We start from the raw sequence: 22,150 nt of genomic DNA, 5'->3' as shown, positions 1-22,150 counted from the left end.
GATGACCTCCGCGTCGCCGCTGCCGGCGGCTATCTCTGCCGGCCGCGGTCGGCCATCTCTTCTGTCTGCAACCTGGCGTAGACGTGCTGGAGCAGGCCGACGAAGCGTTCGAGGTCATCGTCGTCCAGCTCCCGCAGCAGCAGTGCCTCCGTGTCGCGCAGCTTCTCCCGCACCTTCGTGTACAGGCTGCGCCCCTTGTCGGTGATGGAGGTGTCGATGACGCGGGCGTTCTCCTTGCGCACCCGGCGTACCACGAGCCCCTCCGCGGCCAGCTGCATGATGGCCGCACCCATGGACTGGGCGGTGATGTGGCTCTTCCTGGCCAGATCAGCGGCCGACATGTCGCCCTCGCGGGCGAGGTGGCTCAGGGCGCCGAGTTGCGCACGGGTGAGGCCCAGCGGCCGCAGGACGCGGTCCAGGTCATGGCCGATGAGGAAGCCGAGCTGGTAGATCAGATAGTAGGGCCGGGTGAGCGGATCGACACTGTTCACATCGTCAGAGGCCATTTGACAACTCCGTATTGAATCCTGTGATGGCCTCAAGTAAGCTGTCTTATATAAGACAGCTTCCATCAGAAGCTCATGTTCAAACCCATGTCCACCCAGCGATGGTCAGGAGGCGCGGGCTGTCCATCATCTCCTGTGTGCCCTCCGGCACGGGACTTCGCCCCTGCGGGGCGCGCTGACCGGCGCCGCCGGGGACGGGCACCGATGGGCCCGTGTCGTCGTGACGTTCAGGGCATTCGATGGCGGTGGCCACGCGTCTGATCGTTGAACGAAAAAATTCCATATCCGGGCCGCTCGACTCGAGCGCTCTGATCCCCTCTTGTTCATGGCCGGTCACCGGCCGATCTCGAATGAATCTGGGCCCACTCTTACCTTCCGGTAGAACCAGAATCACCTACCAGCCTTCGCAATCGGCGCTTCCGCCGATGGTTCGCCCGGCAGGTTTTTTCGCAAGCACGGCAATCCCGACTCTGCCTGGTTCGTGTCCCTGGGGCGCGTTCCGGCACTGGCGTGCGAAAGGACAGGTCAATGCGCCCACGCCTCATAAATGGTGTTCGCCATGTCGAAGGCAAGGAGGGTTCGTCCATTCACGACTCGGCGGGACGGCGCTTCCGGCAGGTGCGTGACGCATGGGTCCTGCCGTACGGGCGAGGGCCGGTGCTGACCGCGGTCGCCGGATGACCGAGACGCGAGCGGACACTCCCCCGCCGCGGGCGCAGGCCCGGCCGTCCACCGCCGTCGCCGTACTCGGCCCCGGGCAGGTTGCCGAGGCCATCGGCGGCGCGGGCCGGATCCCGTACGTCGCCGTCGGGTCGGTGGACGACCTGACGGGCAGCAGGGCGGGCGCGTACTCGGCGGTCGTCGTGGTCTCGCACGGGATGGAGCACGCTTCCCAGCGGGCGGTCCAGGAGTACGCGTCGGCCAGGCGGACGCCCTGGCTGCCCGTCAGCCTCGACAGCGGGTGGATCACCATCGGCCCGCTGGTGCGTCCGCCGCGCCCGGGTTGTCCCCTGTGCGTGCGGCGCAGGCAGAGTCGCAACCGGCAGGACGCGTCGGCCCGTCGCCTGCTGCGCGAGCGGCCGGGGTCCGCGCCACGGGAGACCACCGACTCGATGGTCCCGCCGATGCTGGCGGCGGCCGTGGCCCGGCTGGTGCGGGGCGAGCTGGACGGGTTGGTGCGGGACGAGCCGGACGGGGCCCTGCTGGTGCGGAGCGAGCTGGACGGGTTGGTGCGGGACGAGCCGGACGGGGCCCTGCTGGTGCGGAGCGAGCTGGACGGGTTGGTGCGGGGCGAGCCGGACGGGGTGCCCGAGGGCCCGGACGCCGCCCGTACCGACGGCGCGATCTTGCGGCTGTCCGTGCTGGACGGGTCGGCGCGCAGGCATCGCTTCCTCGCCGACCCGTGGTGTCCGTGGTGCGCGGACCTGCCGCCGGACACCGGCGCGGGGGCGATCCCGGGCGACCGTCCGCTGCCCAAGGACAAGGCGTCCCCCGGCTTCCGGCTGAGCGACCTGCGGAGCAGGGACGCCGAGCTGCGGGGCCGGTACGTCGACGCGGAGACCGGGCTGATCGGCTCCGTGGCCACCGGATCGGTCGGCGGCATGCCCACCGCGGTGGCCCGGCTGGCTCCGGGCCGGGTCGGGCACGAGTCCCAGCACGGCTACGGCCGCGCCGCCGACTACCGTTCGGCCGGGCTCACCGCGCTGGCGGAGGCGCTGGAACGCAGCGCGGGCGAGCGTCCAGGAGGCCGCCGGACGACCGTGCACGGCTCGTACGAGCAACTCGCCGCCGACGCGATCGACCCCCGCACCCTCGGCACCCACCCGGAAGAGCTGTACCGGCTGCCGGACTACCCCTTTGTGCCGTTCGCCCCGGATCAGAAGACGAGCTGGGTCTGGGGCTATTCGTTCGCCAGGGCGGCTCCGGTGCTCGTCCCGGAATCCGCCGTCTACTACGGCCCGCCGACCGGGGGCGGCCCGAGGTGGATGTTCGAGTCGTCGAACGGCTGCGCCGCGGGCTCCTGCCTGGAGGAGGCGATCCTGCACGGCCTGCTGGAGTTGGCCGAGCGGGACGCGTTCCTCATGACCTGGTACGCGCGTCTGCCCGTGCCGCGCGTCGCGCTGGACTCGGCGGCAGACCGCAGGATCCCGCTGACCGAGGAACTGCTGACCCGGCGGTACGGGTACCGGGTGACGGTCTTCTCGACCATGCTGGAACAGCGGGTGCCGACCTTCATGACCTTCGCGGTGAACGACACCGACCCGGCCCGGCCGGCGATGGCGTTCGGGGCCGCGGCCCACCTCAGCCCCGAGCGCGCGGTGCTGTCGACGCTGTGGGAGATCACCAGTCTCATGGAGGCGCTGGGCGACGGGTTCGATCCGGACGCCGTCGCGCCGATGGTGACCGATCCCCTGCTGGTGCGTGAGATGGCGGACCACGCCGCGCTGTACACCCACCCCGCGACCCGGTCCCGGGCCGGCTTCCTCGACACCGGCGGCCCACCGCTCTCCCTGGGCGCCGTCGCCGCGCGGGCGGGCTGGCCGAGCCACCCCGACCTGTCCGACGACCTGCGCGAACTCACCTGGCGGTACCTGGCCACCGGCCTGGACGTCATCGCGGTGGACACCACCTCCACCGAGCAGGCGGCCGGCGGGTTCGCCTCCGCCAAGGTCATCGTCCCCGGCATGCTGCCGATGACCTTCGGCCACGCCTACCGCAGGACCGAGGGCCTGCCGCGGCTGCTGACCGTGCCCCGGCAGCTCGGCTACCGGGACCGTGACCTGCGCCCCGACGAGATCAACCCGCACCCCCATCCGTTTCCGTGAGCCACGCCGACCGGCTGGAGGACCGTCCCCGAGCCGTACGAGAGGAGTCCCCAATGGCACGGGCCCCGCCGCTCGCTCCGGTGCGGTGACCGTCATGACCTCTCGGACGAGAGGAAACCCCACCAACAGGAGGTTCCCATGCACAACGATTCCCTGTTCGACCTGTCCACCCTGGCCATCGAATCGGTCAGCGTCATGCCCGTGGAGTCGGTCGAGCGGATGACCGAAGGCCACGCCATGACCGAGCTCGCCGGCTCGCAGACCACCACCATCTGCGGCACCAACAGCACGCCGAGTTTCGTGCTGGAGGACGAGTTCGAGAACGAGATCTAGTCCCTGACGGCCGTCGGTGACCAGCCGGCGGCGGGCGGCGTCCGGGTGTCTCCGGCCCCACGGGACACCCGGGCCCCGCGCACGACGGGAGCGGACGACAGGAGCGGATGACAGGTGGGATCGGTGAGGGATCGGTGGTCATGACGCCCGGTTCGGGAGCGCGCGCGCCGCGAGGTGCGGGATACGCGGCGGACACGATCTTCGGGGTGCGCGTCGCCGGCATCCCGGCGGAGCGGGTGGCCGCCCTGCGCTTCCGCCGTACGTGGTCCGAGGTGGACGAGGCGGTCCGGCTGGCCGGGCGGGTGACGGCCGAGGGCGAGCGCCTCGCCGACGTCCTGCACGCGCTGATCGGAGCGGGCCGGCGGCCGGAGCTGAAACCGGCCCTCGTCGCCCTTCGACGCGATCTCTTCGCCGGGCGCAGGCCGCGGGCCCGGGTCCTGACTCCGGCGATCATGGATTTCCTCCCGGGGCCGGTGGCCGGCGAGCTGTCCGCCTGGCTGGACGATCTCGATCGCCTGGCCCGGGTGCGGGCGGGGATCTCCGGGCTGCTGGATCACGAACTCACCGAGAAGACGGCCGTGCTGCGTGATGCCACCCGGCTCTTCGAGTTCCGTCAGGGCCTGGCGCAGAGCAGCCCGGACCTGTCGGAGCGCCTGGACGCGTGGCTGGACGCGCCGGACGACCGCGCACCCGGCCGGCAGACGCTGCTCCGGCTCGCGAAGTACCTCGCCCGCGCCGCCATGAAGACCAGCCCGTACGCGACGTTCGCCGCCAGCGGCCTGGGCCGGTGGAGTCCCGAGGGCGACGCCGCCGCCCCCGCCCGGGACCTCCCGGCGACCGGGGCCCGTCGTCGCCGGCCTGGTCCAGCGCCGGCCACCGACGACCTTCGCATGGTGGGGGTCGCCGAGGCCGACCGGTCCGTCGTCTACGCCTCCTGGCTGCGGGCGGCCCGGCAGCCGGGACTGCGGGACGCCGTCGTGTTGCGGGTCAATCCGAGCGCCGTCGAGGAGGACGGCCGCCTGTGGTTCCTCGGTCACCTCCTCGCCGAGCCCATCAACTCCCTTCCGGCGAGCGCGTCCCTGCGCGCCGTCCTCGACGTCATCCGCTCGGATCCGGGCGCCACGTACGGCGCGGTCGCCGAACGGCTCACCTTCGCCGGCGACGCCGCGACGGTCGACCGGCTCCTCACCACCCTGATCGACGGCGGCCTGGTGGAACGGTGCCCGCCCTTCTCCGACCGGACGGCCGACGCCCTGCCGAGACTCATCGACTGGATGGCGCGCGCCCTGCCGGAGCCGACCGGCGAGCCGGCCCGCCTGCTGGCGTCCCTGCGGGCGATCGACGCGGCCGTAACGGCGTACGCGCTGCACCCGGCCGAGCGGAAACGTCAGTGGCGGGCGGACGCCGACCGCCTGGCGGAGAAGCTGGCGCCCGCCGGCACCGGGGCCGGATCCCCGCGGCTCATGCACGAGAGCTACGTGCTCGCGGGCACGGCCGTGCGCCGGCCGAGCGCGAGCCTGCGGCCGATGTACGACGACCTGAACCACGTCCGCCGGTTCCTCGCGCTACTCGATCCCAGCCTCCCCCTGAAGATCGCCCTCGCCGACTACTTCCTCCAGGTCTACGGCCCGGCCGGCTCGGTGCCCTTTCTCACGTTCTACCGGCGGATCCACGACATGGACCCGCAGGCAGGAACCGGCGCGGAGCGGGCAGTGCGGAGATTCCTGGAGGTCGCACCGCGTCCCCTCGGGCCGGGGGCGGGACGCGTGCGGGATCGCTACGGCCCCCGCGTGGCCCGGCTCGGCGAGCTTCGCCGTACCTTCTGGAAGGTTCTGCACGCGGCTCAGGAGAAGGCGGGCGAGGGGAACCCGATGCCGGTCGCGGTGCTGGACGAGCTGACGGCCTCCTGGCCGCCCTTCGTGCCCCCCGCCACGTCGATCTCGGTGTACGGGCAGGTGATGACCGCGCCGGACGGGCCGCGCCTGGTCGTCAACGGGGTGGTGACGGGCCCGCGCAGGGGGATGGGCCGGATCCGTCACCTGCTGGGCGTCGCGGGTGACCAGGCCGCCGATGCCGGGGAGCCGGTGGTCGTGGACCCGGCGTTCGCGGAGTTCCGGGTCAGCGGCGGGAGCAATCTCGACCTGCGCCCGCGGGTGTCGCCGGTCATCGACTATCCCTTCACCGGTGGCGACGACGCCGAGCCGGGGATCCCGCCGACCGAACTGCTCGTCGAGTACGACGGGGACCGCGAGCTGCTGGTGCTGCGCGGGCCCGGCGGTTCGCCGCTCCGCCCGCTGCATCTGGGGCTGACGTCCGAGGTGTTCCTGCCGCCCGCACAGTCGTTGCTGGTACGCGGCTTCGGTGCGAATCCGACCGTGATGATGCCCGGCTGGGTGCTGCGCGGCGGACTGCGCTACCCACCGGCCTCGGCCGTGGAGTACGCGCCCCGGCTCACCGTCGGCGCCGTGGTGCTGGCGCGGGCGCGCTGGCGGATGCGCGCCGGGGAGTTCCCGGCCCCCGCCAAGGGCGAGGACCGGGGGGTCTACCTGATCCGGCTGGCGCGATGGCTCGGCGAGCGGGGAATACCGCGCGCGTTCTTCGCGCGGGTCATGGAGGACCGCTACGGCTACGGCACCCAGGGGCCCATCAAGAGCAGAAAGCCGCTGTACGTCGACGTGACCAACTGGTTCCTGCTCCAGGACTTCGTCCGCGCGCTCGGCCACCCGGACCGGCTGGTGGTGCTGGAGGAGGCGCTTCCGGCCCTGCCGGACGTGCCCCGCTACGGGGAGCACGGGTCGCGGGTCACCGAGTACATCTTCGATCTGGCGGCCACCGAGGACAGCGGTGAACGGTGAGGGCCCCGGCCCTCGGGAGAAAGGTGATGGGATGACGATGCGGCCCGCCGGGGACGCCGCGGTGCGATGGCACAGCGCGTACGTCTACTACTACGACAAGGACAAGTCCGGGCTCCTGGTCGACGCCGTGCGCCCGCTGCTCGATCGGCTGACCGCGGTGACGGAGGCCGTCTTCGTCGTCCCGCACTGGCGTCAGGGACCGCATGTCCGCATCAACATCCGCGCGGCCGACCACGATTGGGCCGGGGTCATCCGCCCGGCGATCGAGGAGGCGATCGGGGCCTACCTCAGGGACCATCCGTCCACGGCCCGGCTCGACGAGCGGGCCCTGCTCCCCCGGCACCGGGTGCTCGCCGAGGCCGAGGAGGAGATCGGGCCGCTCACCCCGTGGCAGCCCGACAACACGATCACCTTCCCGCCGTACCGGTCCCGGGCGCACGCGGTGGGAGGCAGCCAGGAGGTGGCGGACCTGGTCACGGACTTCGCCGTGGAGAGCAACGGGCTATACCTGGACATGTTGCGATATATCAGGGAAGGGGACGATCGCCGGGATCTGCTCATGCTGACCTTGCTGTTCACCACCGCCCACGCCGAGGGCGGGCTCCGGCGCAACGTCGGCTCCTTCCGGGCGCACGCGGAAGGCTTCCTCAACCGGTGCGCCGAGCCCGAGACCTGGCGGTCGGCGTTCGAGGCGAAATACCAGGAGAATCGCGACCTGGTCGTCGGCCGCATGCGCGCCGTGATCCACACGCTGGACGGCACCTCCGCGCCTCTCCCCTTCGTCCTCGATTGGGCCGACCTGATCGTGAGCCACGCCGAGCGCGCCGATCCGATCATCGAAGGCGGCGTGGTGGCCTCGCCCTTCGCCCCCGGCCGGCGCGTCCCCCCGGCACCGGGCGGCAGCGAGTACCTGCGCCTGGCGTACAGCAATGACGAGTATCTGGCGAGAGGGTTCGGCAACCCGGTGTTCCAGCGCTACCGCGTCGTGCTGAACTACACGTACTCGTTCCTGACGCGTTCGGGCATCGCGCTGCGCGAACGCGGCCTCCTGTGCCACCTGGCGGCCAACGCCATCGAGGACGTGTACGACGTGTCCGCGATCGAGTTCCTGCGCAGGTTCGTCGCCGAGCATCCGAGGCCGCCCGTCGAGTCGCCCGTCGAGTCGCCCGTCGAGTCGCTCGGCGAGGAACGGTGACCGGGCCGGTGTGGGAGAGCGTCCACGTCTTCCGGCACGACGACCATGACGACCTGCTGCTGACCCAGGTCGCCCCGCTCATGGCCGAACTCGTCGCCGACGGTCTCGTCCTCGGCTTCTTCTATCTGCGCTACTGGGACGGCGGCCCGCACCTCCGGCTCCGCATGCGGGCCCCGGCCGCGCGCACCGGCGAGGTGCGCGCGCGGGTGACCGATCGGCTCGGCGCCCACCTGCGCGCCCACCCCTCCCGCCACCCGATGGACCCGGCCGGCTACGAGCGCTTCGCCGCCGACTTCGCCGCCGCCGAGAGTCTCTCCGTGTACGAACGCCACCTGCTCCCGCCGGACACCATCCGAGCCGTCCCCTACCCGCCCGAACACGCCTCCTTCGGCCACGGACCGTCGCTGGCCGCGGTCGAACGCCACTTCTGCGCCTCCACCGCGATAGCCCTCGACACGCTGCGGACACCCCCGTCCCAGCGGCTGTCCGCGGCGATGACGATGACCCTGGCCACCCTGCTGAGCCTGCCGACCGCGCCCCCCGGCACTCCCGTCCCCGACCGAGCCCGGATGATGATGAACGGCGCCCCTCCGGCTCCTTCCCCCACCGCGACTTCCCCCACCGCGACGTCCGGCACGACTTCCGACACGACTTCCGACACGACTTCCGGCACGACTTCCGGCACGACTTCCGACGCACAGCAGACGAAAGCGGCCTGGGCCCGCTCCCGGGACGAGCTCACCGCGATGGCCGAGCGCCTGCGGACCACCGACCCCGCCACCGCGCCGCACGTCCCCGTCCTGGCCTGGCTGGGCTCCGTCCGCGAACTACGCGACCGGCTGACCGCTCTCCAGCTCCAGGGCGCCTTCTCCCCCGCCTACCCCCGGCCCATCACCCACGCGCTGAACCGCTGCCTGCACCTGCACCTCAACCGGCTGGGCACCTCATTGAGCCAGGAGGCGCGGCTACGCCGCATGGCGGCCCTCACCGTCGACAGCCTGCGATGAGTCCACGCGTGCCTACCATCGGGGCCGGGCGGCGACGGTGACGGGCACGATGAGCAGGGCGATCACGCCGACCAGCCCCATCGCCACGGTCAGGTCGGCCAGTGTCGCCACTCCCCCGATCATCGGCGGCCCGGCGAGCAGGCCGGCGTAGGCGACGGTGGTGACGAAGCCCAGCTCGCGGTCTCCGCCGGTGCCGCCCGGCTCATTGCCCGCCGCCCCGGCGAGGTCCATGGCGAGCGGGAAGCAGAACGCCAGCCCGATCCCCGCGATCGCGAACCCGGCGTACCCGGCCACGGCGGACGGCACCACGGCGGCCAGGAACAGTCCGGCGGCGGCCAGGATGCCGCTCAGCATGAGCAGCCGGTACGGCCCGAACCGCCGCTGTGCCCTCTCGCCGGTCAGCCGGGTCACCGCGATCGCCACCGCGAACCCCGAGTGGGCCGCCGCCGCGGCCGCGTCGCCGGCCGACCGCTCGGTCACCAGGAACAACGCCGACCACTCGGCGCACGCGCCCTCGGCGACCGCGGCGCACAACGCGACGCCCGCCAGCAGCCACAACCTGCCCCGGGACATCACCTGCAGGAATCCACCGGCGGGCCGGTCCTCGCCCGGCGCGTGGTTGTCGGGGATCGCGCGCGCCGTCACCGCGACCGTGGCCAGCGCCGCGACGCCGACCACGGTGAACTGCGCCATGGGCGGCGACGACAGAGCCGCCGCGCCCGCCGCCCCGAGCGAACCCCCCAGCACGCCGAAGCTGAAACCGGCGTGGAACACCGGCATCAACGGCCGGTCCAGCCGGCGTACGACGGCCACGGCGGCGATGTTCATCGACACGTCCACCGCCCCCATCAGCCCGCCGAGCAGGGCCAGCGCCAGCCCGAGCGTCCACACCGAATCGGCCAGGCCGAGCACCGGCAGCAGGAGGCAGGCCGCCGTCAGGCAGGTCACGAGCACCCGCCGCGGACCCCAGTGGGCGCACGCCCTGGCGGCCGGGGAGGTGGTGAGGACCATGGCCACGGCCGGCCCGAGCAGCGCCAGCCCGACGCCGTCCACCCCGGCGCCGACCTGGTCGGCGAGCGCCGGAACGCGGGCGGCCCACGATCCGTAGAGCGCGCCGTTGACCACGAATGACACGGCGACCGCGATTCGCGAAGATGTCAAAGTTAGCTCCCCGTTGTGCTGTCGATGTATTCGGACGTAACATTAACTTCACCGATTAACCATTTGTTAACGGTGTGTAAGGGAGCGTGGACGCATCCATGTCAGCCCTGTGGGGGATCTCCTTCGACGCCACGCCCATCTCCGGGGTAATCGTCGAGTTCGTCAAGGTGGCGCGACTGTTCCGAGCCCAGGGGCTCCGGGTGCACCTGGATCTCGGTTACGACATCAAAGCAGATAAGAACGCTTTCTTCAGGCCGTACCGAAACGAGGCGGAGCTGCTGCCCGAGTGGGTTGAGCTGGGCAGGATCGACGGCATCGAGCACATCGACGGTTACACTCCGGCGCTGGTTTCGGCCGTGCTGGCGGAAGTCATCGGACGGAACGACGACACCCGGCTACGTTCGGTGATGAATACGATCGCCGCCGAGCTGCAAAGTCGGATTATTGCTCAGTGGGAGAATAATGACGTTTCTTTCGTCGTCGTCGAGAATGGGACGCTGCCCGAGAACGTCATATACACCACCGCGCTCTACCGGGCGATCGAAGAATACGGCAGCCGTCACCGGCTCGGTCGCTTCGTGTTATGGCGGGACCACGATCTGATGTGGCAGAGCGAGCCGAGCACCGGCAGGTACGGCCGCTTTCCCTATCCGCACACGCCGGTCCCGGTGAACAGCCCGTTCATTCACTATGTCGCGCTGCACGAGGAGGCCAGGCGGCGGACCCTGGAGTGGGCGCCGCACCTGCGGGAGATCAGCGTGCTGCCGAACACCTTCCGCCATCGGCGGGCCGAGGTGGACCAGGGCAACGCCGCTTTCCGCGCCGACCACGGCATTCCCGAGCACGCCCCGCTGATCGCGCGCTACACGAGGATCGTGCCGCCCAAGCGGATCGACCGCGACCTCCACCTGCTCGCCGCGCTGCCGGGCGCCTACCTGTTCGTGGCCGGCGATCGGGCGGAGGACCCGGCGGAGTTCGCCAGGCTCACCGCGTTAGCCGCCGAGCTGGGCGTCGCCGACCGGGTGGTGTTCGGCGGGCGGCTCCGGCCGTACGACGCCGACCCCGGCGGGTCCGGCTACTCCGTGCGGGACCTGCTCGCGCACGCCACCGTGGCCTCCTTCCTCACCTCCTACGACTACGAGAGTTACGGCAACCCGATCGGCGAGGCCATCGCCGCCGGGGTGCCGTACCTGACCAGCGAGTACGAGCTCTACGACACCATCTACGGCACCAAGGGCTTCCGCGCGCCCGTCCTGGACGTGCGCGCCACGGATCTGCCCACGCCGTCCTTCGTGGACGAGGTGGCCGAGCTGCTCACGGACGAGACGGAACGGGCGAGGATGGCTGAGCACAACTACGCACTGGGGCAGCGGCACTTCCGCGAAGGGCAGGCCGAGCGCCTGCTGGACCGGCTCTTCTTCACCCCGATGGGCGGACGTACGAAGGCCAGCGTGGTGTTGCCGGTGTACAACGAGGCCGCGGACCTGCCCGCCGTGCTCGACTCGCTCTACCGCCAGCGCGGCATGGACCGCGCCGAGTACGAAATCGTGGTGGTCGACAACAACTCCACCGATGACACGGTGGCCATCACGCGCCGGTTCGCCGAGGAACATCCGGATCTGGCCGTACACGTGCTGTCCGAGCCCGAGCAGGGCGTCGCCTGCGCGCGCCGCACCGGGATGGACTTCGCGAGCGCGCGCAGCAAGGGCCGCGGCTCCGGCGCGGACCAGCGGCTCCTGCTGGTGTCCGCGGACGCGGACTGCCGGGTGGACCCGGACTGGCTGTTCGAGCTGTGCCGCGCGATGGAGTCCGGCAAGGCGGCCATCGGCGTCTGCGACTACTACTACGCCGCCGAGCGCTTCGCCGGCCGGCCGCGGCTGTGGGACGCCATCTCCCGGACGCTGCGCTGCCGCGCGGTCACCTTCGCGCTGTTCGGCGGCTTTCCCGACGGCAAGGGCTTCGCCGTGGACCGGGGCACCTACGACCGCGTCGGTGGCATCGAGATCTTCTATCAGCTCAGGGACGGCCGGTTCGTCAACCACCTCTCCGACGACTGGGATTTCGGCATCAAGGTGCGCGGCTCGGGCGAGGAGATCCTCTACGCGCCGAAGTCCCGGGTGGAGATCAACGCCAGGCGGGTCGACCATGCCATCGACGAAGTGATCACCGGCCGTGCGTACGGCTCGGACGGCATCATCGTGATGCGCGACATCCGGATCGCCGACCCCGGCCCGGCGGACGAGGATCTCACCGAGGAGGAGGCCAGGCAGGCGTGGGAGTTCTCCATCAAGGACTTCACCCCGAAGAACACCATCCTGCCGGTGCTGCTCACCCCGTCTCTGCTGGAGGACGACGCGGTGATCGAGTTCTTCGGCGCGGACCTCGCCGAGCGACTGGGCCGCCGCATCGCGGAGATCAAGGACGAGATGCGGGTGGTCGACTTCACGCCGATCCACTCGTACAAGACTCCTTCTTTCCGGCTGTACTTCGAGTTCGCCGAGGAGATCTTCGCGCGGTTGCGCGCCACCGTCGGGGCGGACATCGGCTACCCGCCTCCGCTGCCGCCCTGCCTGCGGGACGTGCCGCCGGACCGGTTCGCCGAGTTCGTCAAGTACTACTGCGAGGATCGCGAGTCCGGCGAGGCGCACAACTACTTCGGCAACGGGGGCGTCTTCTGATGACGACGAGCTACCTGGACGCGCTGGCCTCGCTCCGGCAGACCGACCGCTCCGCGCCGGTGCCCGCCGTCACGGAGGTGCTGTCCGCGCCGGAGAACCGGCACCTGCTGGAGTACGTCGTCGAGGATCCCTTCGGCGCGCATGTCTTCCCGGGCAACGAATCCGGCTACTCCCCCGAGTCCTTTCTCGACGATCTCGACGCGCAGCTGTCCGGCACGGCCCCGATCCACCTGTGGTCCTACATTCCCACCTGCGCCTACCGCTGCCGGTTCTGCCAGTACCCGGTCGTCCTGCTCAAGGGGAGCCAGGAGGTGACCGAGGCTCAGGCGAACCAGTGGGTGGACTGGAACATCCGGGAGGGGAAGCTGTGGCTGGCCCGGGTTCCCGCGCTGGCCTCGGCGCCGGTCGGCGAGTTCAACGTGTTCGGGGGCACGCCGTCGCTGCTGCCCAAGGACGCCATCCGCAGGCTGCTCGACTTCTACCGGGAGAACTTCGGCTTCGGCCCGGACACCACGATCCGCTTCGAGGGCGACCCGAGCACGTTCACCCCGGACAAGCTCGACCTGCTCGCCGAGCTGGGCTGCACCAAGCTGTCCAGCGGGGTGCAGTCATTCGACGACCCGGTGCTGCGGCAGTCAGGGCGGGAGCACACCGCGGACATGTGCGTGGAGTTCATCCGCAACGCGCACCGCGCCGGCTTCGACTGGGTCAGCATCGACCTGATGTACGGCCTGCTGGACCAGAGCGTGGACAGCGTGCGCCGCGACCTGGAGGTGGTGCTCACCGAACGGCCGACCGCGGTGGTCTGCACCAAGCTGCACCTGAAGTCCTATACGGACACCCGGACCGGGGTCGCCGGGGTGCAGCCCGCCGCCTGGCAACTGCCCGACTACCGCGACCGGCTGGTGCGCGCCGGGCACCGCTGGCCGCCGCTGGGCGAGCAGTACCAGATGCGCGAGATCCTCACCGAGGGACTGCGGGCGGGCGGCTACACCGAGCATCCGACGATGTACTTCGCCCGGGACGGTCTCGGCCCGGAGAAGTGGAAGTCGATCATGGTCGACCAGGACCGGCAGGAGGCAGAAGTGGCGATCGGCCTCGGCGGCAGCTCCAGTTGCCGAGCCTCGGAAGCGATCACCGACGTGAACTGGAAACGCTACGCCGAACACGTCGAGGCAGGCCGCATCCCACTCGGCTCGGCCACAGGCTTCTCCGGCCGGGCACGAGAGGCCCGCTCGATCAAAATGGCCCTCTCCACCCTCCGCCCCCTCGACGACCGCCCACACCGGGAGCGCTTCCCCGGCGAATCCCTCTTCGCCGGGCCGTGGCGTGAGCAGTTCGGCTCACTGGCCGACCGCGGCCTCCTCCGACTGAACGAACCGACCGGCCACATCGAACTGACCCCGAACGGCGAAGTCCTGGTCGAAGCGATCATCAACACCGAACTCAACGCCCGATAATCGACGTTCGCGGCGCCACGTCCGGCCTCAGGGGAACGCGGAGCTCACATACTCGCGCCGACGGATCTGGCGAACTCCTTGAAGGCCTCGATTTCCCGCATGATGGCGTCCGCCTTCTCTCGGATCGTCTGCGCCATCTCGGGGTGGCCGCCGGCTTCCAGGCAGAGAGCCACCTTCCCCAGGGCGATGCCGTATCCCGCACACGTCGTCAACCACCCAACGGCGACGGCGAAGAAGGCGGGGCCGGTCGCGGTCGACGCGATGAGCCCGGCGCCGCTGGCGAGAACGGCGGAGCCGGCGACTCCCGCGGTCAGCTTCTCGGTCATGCAGACCATGGCGATCCTACCTTTCAGACGATGTCATCACCGCTCAGGACAGAGGGGTCGACCCCGATGTCGGTGAGGTAGGCGTCGATGTCGCCACCGAAGGTCGTCGCGCGTACCAGTTCGGGAAACTGACTCCAGTCGACGGGAGTGTCGAGGCTGCTTTCCCCAGGTATTCCGTCCTCGGACATTGCGTCCTCCCTTCATCCCCGGGTGGATCGGATCAATCGATCCGCACCGCGTTGGCGTGCCATGACATCGCCCGTTCTCCAAGACCCAGGGAAGTTACCAAGTTGTCCTTCTTGGAGAGCGCTCAGATGAATACGAACAATTCCCTCTTTTCCCCTCGTATTGAACGGTGACCCGATGCGGGGCTAGGCGGTCCTTCCCAGCGTGACCTGGAGCGCCGAGGTCAGGGCGGTCTCCGTTTCCTCGCCGTACACGTGAAGGGTCGGCAACTCCGGTCGTTGCCCAGGGCCGCCTACGGATAAGGGCGGCCGGCTCGCTCGACAATGGCCTACTGCCTATTCCTTACGATGCGACTGTTTTCAGGCCATTCGCGATGTTTCACCACCACGATAGCTGATAATCAATAAATATCCGTATCAGGCATGTTAATGATGATTTGGTGGTTTTGAGTGTATAAGCCCGGTCGGTAGGCTCGCAGTTCCTGCGGGAACCGTGGTGCAACATGGCCATCACCTACTGGGCACGGCACTCCGACAACGCCACGGCGGTCCTGCCGAAGGGCGATCGCGCCTACACGGTGTGGCACGCCCAGGACGGCGAAGGGCTGGGCCGCTGGCATGCGGGGACCACCGCCGAGATCAAACAGCACGCGCGGCCCGGCGCGCTGGTGTTCTTCGACTGGGACGGCACCGACTCCATCGGCCGGATCGACCACATCGGGATCGTCGAGAAGAACCTGCAAGATGGTCGAGTGCAGACAATAGAAGGTAATGCGCAGCCTTACAGCGCGCCCGTGCTCACGCCTACCGGGTGGACGACCATAGGGCAGCTGAGGATCGGAGACTTGGTCATCGACCCGATGGGGCAGTCGTCGAAGGTCACCGGCATTCACCCCAAGGGGATGCGTGACATCTACCGGGTCACAACTGCGAGCGGACAGTCTGCGCTCGCCTGCGACGAGCACCTGTGGGAGGTCACCACACGTGACGGAGGGGCGCCCGTCGTACTGACCACAATGGACGTGAAGGCGAAGGTCGATGCTGGCCGCCGCGTTCGTCTCCCAGCCCTCGCGCCGGTCGAGTTCGACGCGCCAGGCGCGCCGCCCGCCGCCCCGTATCTCCTCGGAGCTCTGCTGGGCGATGGTTCCCTACGTGCCGATCAGGTGAAGATCACTACCGTCGAGCAGCAGATCGTGGATCACCTCGCTGGGCTCCTTCCTGAGGGGTGCGAGTTCGGGAACACCACTCGGAAGAGCTACCGGGGCGCTGTGACTGCTACCTACCTGGTTCGCGGCCCAAGCCGGTGGAAGGCCAACCCTCTTCTCGCCGCTCTTGGGGACATGGGTGTTCTGGGGCTGCGCTCCTGGGAGAAGCACATCCCAGAGACCTACCTCACCGCCTCGGTCCCGGTCCGGCTAGAACTGCTCCGCGGGCTCATGGACACAGACGGCTCGATCGACAGCATCGGCCGCGCGGAGTTCTGCACGGTGTCCGAGCGCCTCGCGCGTGATGTGCAGGAGCTCATCCGTTCGCTTGGCGGGAACTGCAATGTTCATGCCAAGCGGGGGATTACCTGGACCTCGCCGGCGCAGGCCGAGAAGCAACCCGGCAGGAACGCGTGGATTCTCCGCAACATCTACCTTCCCGAGAACCCGTTCCGCCTGGCGAGGAAAGCCGAGCGTTGGGTCATGGCCAAGAAGCGGTCAGGCGCGTATCACCGCCGCATCGTCTCGGTGGAATCGGCAGGCCGTGAGGGAGTCATGTGCATCTCGGTGAGCGCTTCGTCTCATCTGTACGTGACGCAGGACTACATCCCGACGTACAACACCGGCGACGTGTGCAAGCGGCGCGTCGGTGATCGCCGGGTTCTGGAACCCCGACTACGAACAGACCGAGAGCTGGATGGAGGCCATCGTGAACGAACTCCCGCTGCTCAAGCAGGGCGACCAGGGTCCGCACGTGCGTACGATGCATCACCTGATGCTCGCCAGGGACGTCCAAGGGCTGGAAGGCATCGGTGACACCCTCTTCGCCCCGGCCCATTCCACGGGTATCCGCGCCCTGCAGACGGCCGCGGGGCTCGAGGCCGACGGCGTCGTCGGGCCGCAGACCTGGCCCGTCCTGCTCGCCGTGCGCTGACGGCCCCCGCGGGTTCGCCGGACCCGCCCGAACCCCCGCCACCGCGCGGGGGTTCTGTCACGGTGACCGCTCGTGAACCGATGGTCACCTGCGTTCCGTGTGGAGGACCGCCGGCGCGGCTCACCGTGCTTCCAGTTCGTCGGCCCTGGCCCGGATGAGTCTGCGGACGATGAGCGCGGACTGCGAGGGCAGGCTGTCCTGCCGCTGGGTCAGGCACAGGTGGACGGGTTCCGTGTCGCGGAGCGGGAGCCAGACCAGGTCGGCGATGTCGGCCGAGGTGTCGAACCGGGCGAGGATGCCCAGCCCGGCCCCCTGACCGACCATCACCTTGACGGTGCGTGCGGACATGGCCTGGACGACGATGCCGGGACTGGGCAGGTGCCGGTGCAGGACCTCCCACATCACGGTGCCCGCCCGCATGGTGACGATGGGCCAGGTCTCCAGGTCGCGCCACTCGACCTGGTCACGACCGGCGAGCGGATGGTCGGTGCGCGCGTAGACCCCGACGGGCGCGGAGAGGAGCGGCAGACGGTGCAGCCCCGTCGCGGCCGGGCCCATCGGCATGGTGATCACCCCGAAGTCCAGCTCGCCATCGAGGACGGCACCCTCGATGTCGGCCGAGGCCCCCTCGCGGACGGTGAACCGCAGCCCGGGATGGTGGGCCCGGAGCCGGCCCACGACCGGCGCGATGATCGTCTCCGCGGACACCGAGACCGCGCCGATCTGGACCCGGCCGTGGTAGGCGCCGCCGGCCTGCATGGCCGATTCGCGCACCGCCTCCTCGGCCGCGACCAGCTGACCCAGCGGCGCGAGGAGCGCCTGGCCGGCCGGTGTCAGCCGCACGCCGTGCCGGCTGCGGGTGAGCAGGACGACGTTGAGCTCCTCCTCCAGCAACCCGATCTGCTGGCCGACGGTGGGCTGGCTGACCCCGCACCGGACGGCCGCCGCACGCAGCGATCCGGTCTCGACGGCGGCCAGGAAATAGCGTGCTCGCTCCACCCGCATCGGCCCACCATAGAAGGAAAACCTTTCACCCGTGAAGTCGAATCCTGCCTTCCCAGCGCTCCGACGGCGGAGCGATAGTGACGTGAGCCTCGTACCGGCCCGATGCGAGGTCCACGATGTGAAAGGAATTCCTGGTGTCCGACGGCCCGATGAGCGGAGTGCGCGTCCTGGACGTGTCGACGATCCTGGCCGGCCCGCTGGCGTCCGCACTGCTCGGCGAGTTCGGCGCCGAGGTGATCAAGATCGAGCATCCCGCCGAGGGCGATCCGGCGCGGCTCTACCCGCCGCTGGAGGACGGCGTGTCGGCCGCCTGGACGATGCTCGGCCGCACCAAGCGGAGCGTCACGATCGACCTGCACCACCCCGAGGCGGCCCACCTGGTCGGCAGGCTGGCCGCGGCCTCGGACATCGTGGTGACCAACTTCCGCCCGGCCACCCTGCGCCGGTTCCGCATCGACTTCGACGACCTGCGGGCCTACCGGCCGGACCTGGTGATGGTCCACGTGAGCGCGTTCGGCCGTACCGGTCCCTACGCCGAGCGGCCGGGCTTCGCCCGGGTGGCGGAGGCCTTCGCGGGTCTGACCTACCGCACGGGTGACCCGGATCGGCCGCCGGTCTTCTCCGGCTATCCCGTCGCCGACGGCGTCACCGGCATCTACGCCGCGTTCGCGGCTCTGCTGGCGCTGCGTCAGCGGGATCTCACCGGTGCGGCCCAACTGGCCGACATCCCCTTGTACGAGCCGTTGCTGCGGATGATGGAGGACTTCGTCGTCGAGTACGGCGCGACCGGTGCGAGCCGGGAGCGTCAGGGCAACGAGAATCCGCACATCAGCCCCAACAATCTCTACCGCACCCGCGACGGCCGCTGGCTGGCCCTGCCCGCCTCGACCGAGCAGATGTGGCGGCGGCTGGTCGGCGTCATGGACGCTCCGGACCTGGCCGTCCACGACTCCATGACCGCCCGGCTGGAGCACCGCGAGGAGATCGAGGCGCGCGTCGCCGCCTTCGTCGCGGCTCACGACCTGGAGCCGCTGATGGCCTCGCTGATCGGGGCCGGGGTGGCGGCGGGGCCGGTGAACTCGGCGGCGGACGTCTGCGCCGACCCGCACATCCGCGCCCGCGGGTCGGTGGTGGAGGTGCCGGGCGAAGGCTCGGGGCGGCCGCGTCTCATGCAGGCCCCGGCCGGCCGCTTCTCCGGCTTCGACGCCACGATCGGCCACGGCGCACCGGCTCTCGGTGAGCACACCACCGACATACTGCGGGATCTCGTCGGGCTGACCGAGCCGGAGATCGATGACCTGCGTGACCGAGGAGTGGTCTGACATGACCATGGCAGTCTTATCCATCATCGTGCTGGTCGCCCTCTTCGTGGCGACCCTGAGACCCGGGTTCGACCTCGGACTGGCCGCCCTGTCCGCGGCGTTCCTCCTCGGGCTGGCCGCCGGGGTGCCGGCGAACGAGGTGACGGGGTTCTTCCCCGCCGATTTCTTCGTGCTCATCGTCGGGGTGACGGCCCTGTTCGCCGCCGCCCAGCTCAACGGGACCCTCGACTGGCTGCTCGACCTGTTGCTCCGCCTGGTCGGCGGCCGGCTGTTGCTGGTCGCGCTGGTCCCCTTCGTCGTCGGCGCGGTGCTGACCGCGGTCGGCACCCTGCCCGCGGCCGCCACCGCGATCGTCGCCCCCATCGCCCTGGGCCTCGCCGCGCGGTACGGGATCTCGCCGCTGCTGGCCGCCGTCCTCGGCGTCACCGGCATCATCAGCGGACTGCTCTCACCGCTCGCCGTCTACGGCGTCACCGCCCGCGAGCTGAGCACCAAACTCGGCATCGACCTGCCCGGCTCGGCCCCGGTGACCTTCCTGCTGGGCGGGCTGCTCACCGGGCTGGCCGTATGCGTGGCCTGCCTGCTCGTCGGGTCGCGGACCGGCGCCCTGCCACGTGGCCGCGCCACCGCCCCGGCCCGGCTCACCGGCCTGACCGGCGCCTCACCGGACCCACAGGACGCGACGACCGGCCCGTCCGACGACACCGCCGTCCCGGCCGCGCCGGGAAGCCGTAAGGCCCGCGCCCTCACGGTGTTCTCCCTGCTCGCCGTCGTCGCCCTCTCGGTCGGCTTCGACATGAACGTGGGCTACCTCGGCCTGACCGCGGCGATGATCCTGCAACTGGTGCTCGGCCTGAAGCCTGGCGCGATCGTCTCGATGATCCCGTGGGGCGTCGTCCTGCTGATCGGCGGTCTGCTGACGTACGTGGGGCTGATGCAGCATCTGGGCGCGTTCAAGCAGATCAGCGACCTGCTGCAGGTCGAGGGGTCGACGGCGCTCAGCCTGCTGGTGCTGTGCTACATCGCCGGTGTCACGTCGTTCGCCGCCAGCTCCATCGCGGTGTTCGTGACCGCCATGCCGCTGCTGCCCCCGCTGGTGGCCGGCGGCCTCTCCCCGGTCGGCGGCGTGCTCGCCCTCGCCCTGGCCTCGGTGCTGGTCGACATCAACCCCCTCGGCATCACCGGCGGACTGATCCTCGGCGCCGCCGAACCGTCGGCCCGGCCCCGCCTGTTCCGCCAGCTTCTCACGTACGGTGTCATCTCGATCTTCGTCGCACCCCTCCTCGCCTGGCTCGCGTTCGCCTGGTGGTAGGCACGGCGCCGAGATATAGGCGCGATCGGTTTCGATCCCACCGAGAGCCTGATCGTCACCAACCCCGATCCCGTCCAGGGGCCGTGCGCGCTGTCGATCGACACCGGCGAGGTGGCCTGGCACTTCCCGGACGCACACCGTACCGACCGCTGGGACACCTGTTTCTCCTGGGCTTACGCCGCTGACCGTACGCAAGATCGCCACCTGACGCCGGACGCGACATTCATGATCAATACCGCACCCGGCTCTGGAGCCGCAACGGCATGACGGTACGGGCGCTCCGGTCAGCTGAGGGCGCAGGTGTTGGCCACGTCGCCGGAGGTCTGGCGGGGGATGGTGGCGCTGGGCGGGGGCTGGTGGCCGCCGCCCGGGGCCGTCCAGCGTTCGAGGGTCTCGAAGGCCGTCCGCATGCAGGGCAGCAGGGGCCGCATCCGGTCCGGGAACAGGTCGTATTCGAGGTCGAGGTGGGAGGCGCCGTCGATCCTGTAGTAGCGGTGCCGCCAGGCCATCCCCTGTGAACGCACCAGGGAGGCGTACGCGTCGCCGTGGACCTTGATCGGGAGCAGGGTGTCCAGCGTTCCCTGGACGGTGATCAGCGGCTTGCCGATGCGGCCGTTCATCGAGGCCCGCCGCACCGCCTGGTGCACACTCCTCGGGCGCGCGTAGTAGTCGTAGTCGGTGTCGCAGTTGGGCGTACCGCTCTGGCAGTACGGGATCCCCGCCTCCAGGTCACCGTCGAAGCCCGGGTCGATCTCCTCGCGATATCTGCGCTGCGTGCCGTCCCAGAGGATGCGGTAGTTGAAGTCCCACAGGAACTCCGAGCCTGGTGCGAAGCCGGCCCGCAGCATCGCGGCGTGCGCCTCCGGGTCGCCGGTCGCCGCGTACTTGGGGTAGTTGCGCAGCGCCACCGGCAGGTAGACCAGCGCGTTCGAGCCGTTGTCGGGCGGCCAGAGGGTGCCTTCCGAGTCGACGCCGCCGTCGTACAGCTCGGGGTGGTTCTCCAGCGCCCAGCGCACCAGCTGGCCGCCGTTGGAGATGCCCATCGCGTACGTCCTGCGGGCGGATCTGCCGTAGTGGCGGGCGACGGTCGCCTTGGCGGCCACGGTGACCTGGGTCATCCGGTGGTACCACTCGACGATGGCGTCGCCGGGCCGCTTGCCGTCCCGGTAGAACTCCAGGTCGACGTTGCCCTTGTCGGTCGAGGCGTAGGCGTAGCCCTTGGCCAGCACCCAGTCGGAGATCGTGAAGTCGTTGGCGTACTGGCGGCGGTTCCCCGGCGCCCCCGCGACCACCAGCCCGCCGTTCCACCTCTTCGGCAGCCGGATCACGAACTGGGAGTCGTGGTTCCAGCCGTGGGTGGGGTTGGCCGTGGAGGTGTCCGGGAAGTAGCCGTCGATCTGGACGCCCGGCACCCCGCCCGGGTTGCGGGTGGCCGCCGAGTGCAGGCCCGCCCAGTCGGCGGCGTCGGTGTGTCCCGAGGCGACCGTGCCGGCGGTGGTCAGGTCGTCCAGGCAGGCGGCGACCTGGTGCTGCGCTCCCGGGACGTCGGCCCTGCCCATGCGGGCGCAGGGGGTGTCCGCCTGCGCGGGCGAGGCCACCGGCAGCAGGGGGAGCGTCAGGAGCGACGCGAGCAGGGCGGAGAGGACAGCGGATCTGCGACGGAGGAGGGGCATGTGCGACTCCCATGCGAGGGGGAACGGAACTCGTCGGTAGGCCTGTGGCGGACGGTGTTTCGATCTCGATTCCCCGAAGTTACTAAGCGCATAGTCAGCTTGTGACGGCCGCTTGTCAACCGGTGATTCCGGCGGCGGGGCCGCCCCGGACCACTCCCGGGTGGCGGG

Annotated in this window: 17 protein-coding genes; 11 read left to right on the top strand and 6 right to left on the bottom strand. The window is 70.3% G+C overall.

The window, feature by feature from the left end; translation table 11 throughout:
* Positions 1 to 29: 29 nt before the first annotated feature.
* The gene (locus tag IEY87_RS03125; RefSeq protein WP_189136908.1) at positions 30 to 506 is read right to left on the bottom strand and encodes a MarR family winged helix-turn-helix transcriptional regulator; all 477 of its coding nucleotides are present in this window, start codon (positions 504 to 506) and stop codon (positions 30 to 32) included.
* Between the two features lie 677 nt (positions 507 to 1,183).
* Here IEY87_RS03125 and IEY87_RS03120 point away from each other — a divergent pair.
* The 5 genes from IEY87_RS03120 (at position 1,184) to IEY87_RS03100 (ending at position 8,721) form a co-directional block, all read left to right on the top strand.
* On the top strand, positions 1,184 to 3,331 hold the full coding sequence (locus tag IEY87_RS03120; RefSeq protein ID WP_189136907.1) for a TOMM precursor leader peptide-binding protein: 2,148 nt from the start codon (positions 1,184 to 1,186) through the stop codon (positions 3,329 to 3,331).
* A gap of 138 nt (positions 3,332 to 3,469) precedes the next feature.
* Complete coding sequence (locus IEY87_RS03115; protein WP_189136906.1) at positions 3,470 to 3,664, top strand: hypothetical protein; 195 nt, start codon at positions 3,470 to 3,472, stop codon at positions 3,662 to 3,664.
* Between the two features lie 140 nt (positions 3,665 to 3,804).
* The gene (locus tag IEY87_RS03110; protein WP_189136905.1) at positions 3,805 to 6,519 is read left to right on the top strand and encodes a lantibiotic dehydratase; all 2,715 of its coding nucleotides are present in this window, start codon (positions 3,805 to 3,807) and stop codon (positions 6,517 to 6,519) included.
* Between the two features lie 31 nt (positions 6,520 to 6,550).
* On the top strand, positions 6,551 to 7,714 hold the full coding sequence (locus IEY87_RS03105) for a thiopeptide maturation pyridine synthase (RefSeq protein WP_189136904.1): 1,164 nt from the start codon (positions 6,551 to 6,553) through the stop codon (positions 7,712 to 7,714).
* Positions 7,711 to 8,721 (top strand): lantibiotic dehydratase C-terminal domain-containing protein, encoded by a 1,011-nt coding sequence (locus IEY87_RS03100; protein WP_189136903.1) that lies wholly within the window; start codon positions 7,711 to 7,713, stop codon positions 8,719 to 8,721. The genes IEY87_RS03105 and IEY87_RS03100 overlap by 4 nt, the downstream gene beginning before the upstream one ends.
* A gap of 12 nt (positions 8,722 to 8,733) precedes the next feature.
* Here the strand turns inward: IEY87_RS03100 and IEY87_RS03095 are convergent, their stop codons facing one another.
* Positions 8,734 to 9,882 carry an MFS transporter gene (locus IEY87_RS03095; protein WP_189136902.1) on the bottom strand — a complete coding sequence of 383 codons (1,149 nt, stop codon included), beginning with the start codon at positions 9,880 to 9,882 and terminating at the stop codon, positions 8,734 to 8,736.
* 98 nt (positions 9,883 to 9,980) lie between these two features.
* Here IEY87_RS03095 and IEY87_RS03090 point away from each other — a divergent pair, with 98 nt between their 5' ends.
* Entirely contained in the window at positions 9,981 to 12,560 is a 2,580-nt protein-coding gene (locus IEY87_RS03090; RefSeq protein ID WP_189136901.1) for a glycosyltransferase, read from the top strand.
* Positions 12,560 to 14,020 carry a radical SAM protein gene (locus tag IEY87_RS03085; protein ID WP_189136900.1) on the top strand — a complete coding sequence of 487 codons (1,461 nt, stop codon included), beginning with the start codon at positions 12,560 to 12,562 and terminating at the stop codon, positions 14,018 to 14,020. Before IEY87_RS03090 ends, IEY87_RS03085 begins: the two co-directional genes overlap by 1 nt.
* A gap of 44 nt (positions 14,021 to 14,064) precedes the next feature.
* Here IEY87_RS03085 and IEY87_RS03080 read toward each other — a convergent pair whose 3' ends face one another.
* Positions 14,065 to 14,346, bottom strand: coding sequence for a hypothetical protein (locus IEY87_RS03080; RefSeq protein WP_189136899.1), 282 nt, complete (start codon positions 14,344 to 14,346; stop codon positions 14,065 to 14,067).
* A gap of 23 nt (positions 14,347 to 14,369) precedes the next feature.
* The gene (locus IEY87_RS03075) at positions 14,370 to 14,534 is read right to left on the bottom strand and encodes a hypothetical protein (RefSeq protein WP_189136898.1); all 165 of its coding nucleotides are present in this window, start codon (positions 14,532 to 14,534) and stop codon (positions 14,370 to 14,372) included.
* 500 nt (positions 14,535 to 15,034) lie between these two features.
* Between IEY87_RS03075 and IEY87_RS03070 the strand changes: the two genes are divergently transcribed.
* Together IEY87_RS03070 and IEY87_RS03065 are read left to right on the top strand one after the other, a co-directional pair.
* Complete coding sequence (locus IEY87_RS03070; RefSeq protein ID WP_189136897.1) at positions 15,035 to 16,552, top strand: CHAP domain-containing protein; 1,518 nt, start codon at positions 15,035 to 15,037, stop codon at positions 16,550 to 16,552.
* Positions 16,512 to 16,670 (top strand): peptidoglycan-binding domain-containing protein, encoded by a 159-nt coding sequence (locus IEY87_RS03065; RefSeq protein ID WP_189136896.1) that lies wholly within the window; start codon positions 16,512 to 16,514, stop codon positions 16,668 to 16,670. The genes IEY87_RS03070 and IEY87_RS03065 overlap by 41 nt, the downstream gene beginning before the upstream one ends.
* A gap of 120 nt (positions 16,671 to 16,790) precedes the next feature.
* On the opposite strand, the gene IEY87_RS03060 is transcribed toward IEY87_RS03065, so the two are convergent.
* Complete coding sequence (locus IEY87_RS03060; protein WP_189136895.1) at positions 16,791 to 17,675, bottom strand: LysR family transcriptional regulator; 885 nt, start codon at positions 17,673 to 17,675, stop codon at positions 16,791 to 16,793.
* A 134-nt stretch (positions 17,676 to 17,809) separates the two neighbouring features.
* Between IEY87_RS03060 and IEY87_RS03055 the strand changes: the two genes are divergently transcribed.
* Together IEY87_RS03055 and IEY87_RS03050 are read left to right on the top strand one after the other, a co-directional pair.
* The gene (locus tag IEY87_RS03055) at positions 17,810 to 18,997 is read left to right on the top strand and encodes a CaiB/BaiF CoA transferase family protein (RefSeq protein ID WP_189136894.1); all 1,188 of its coding nucleotides are present in this window, start codon (positions 17,810 to 17,812) and stop codon (positions 18,995 to 18,997) included.
* A gap of 1 nt (position 18,998) precedes the next feature.
* On the top strand, positions 18,999 to 20,309 hold the full coding sequence (locus IEY87_RS03050; protein WP_189136893.1) for an SLC13 family permease: 1,311 nt from the start codon (positions 18,999 to 19,001) through the stop codon (positions 20,307 to 20,309).
* A 284-nt stretch (positions 20,310 to 20,593) separates the two neighbouring features.
* Here IEY87_RS03050 and IEY87_RS03045 read toward each other — a convergent pair whose 3' ends face one another.
* Positions 20,594 to 21,982 carry a tannase/feruloyl esterase family alpha/beta hydrolase gene (locus IEY87_RS03045; protein WP_189136892.1) on the bottom strand — a complete coding sequence of 463 codons (1,389 nt, stop codon included), beginning with the start codon at positions 21,980 to 21,982 and terminating at the stop codon, positions 20,594 to 20,596.
* Positions 21,983 to 22,150: the final 168 nt, after the last annotated feature.

It is taken from the genome of Nonomuraea glycinis (genome assembly GCF_014646515.1).
Classification (GTDB): Bacteria; Actinomycetota; Actinomycetes; order Streptosporangiales; family Streptosporangiaceae; genus Nonomuraea; species Nonomuraea glycinis.
Note: the sequence above shows the minus strand (reverse complement) of the source record. Positions and strands in the feature narration are given on the sequence as shown.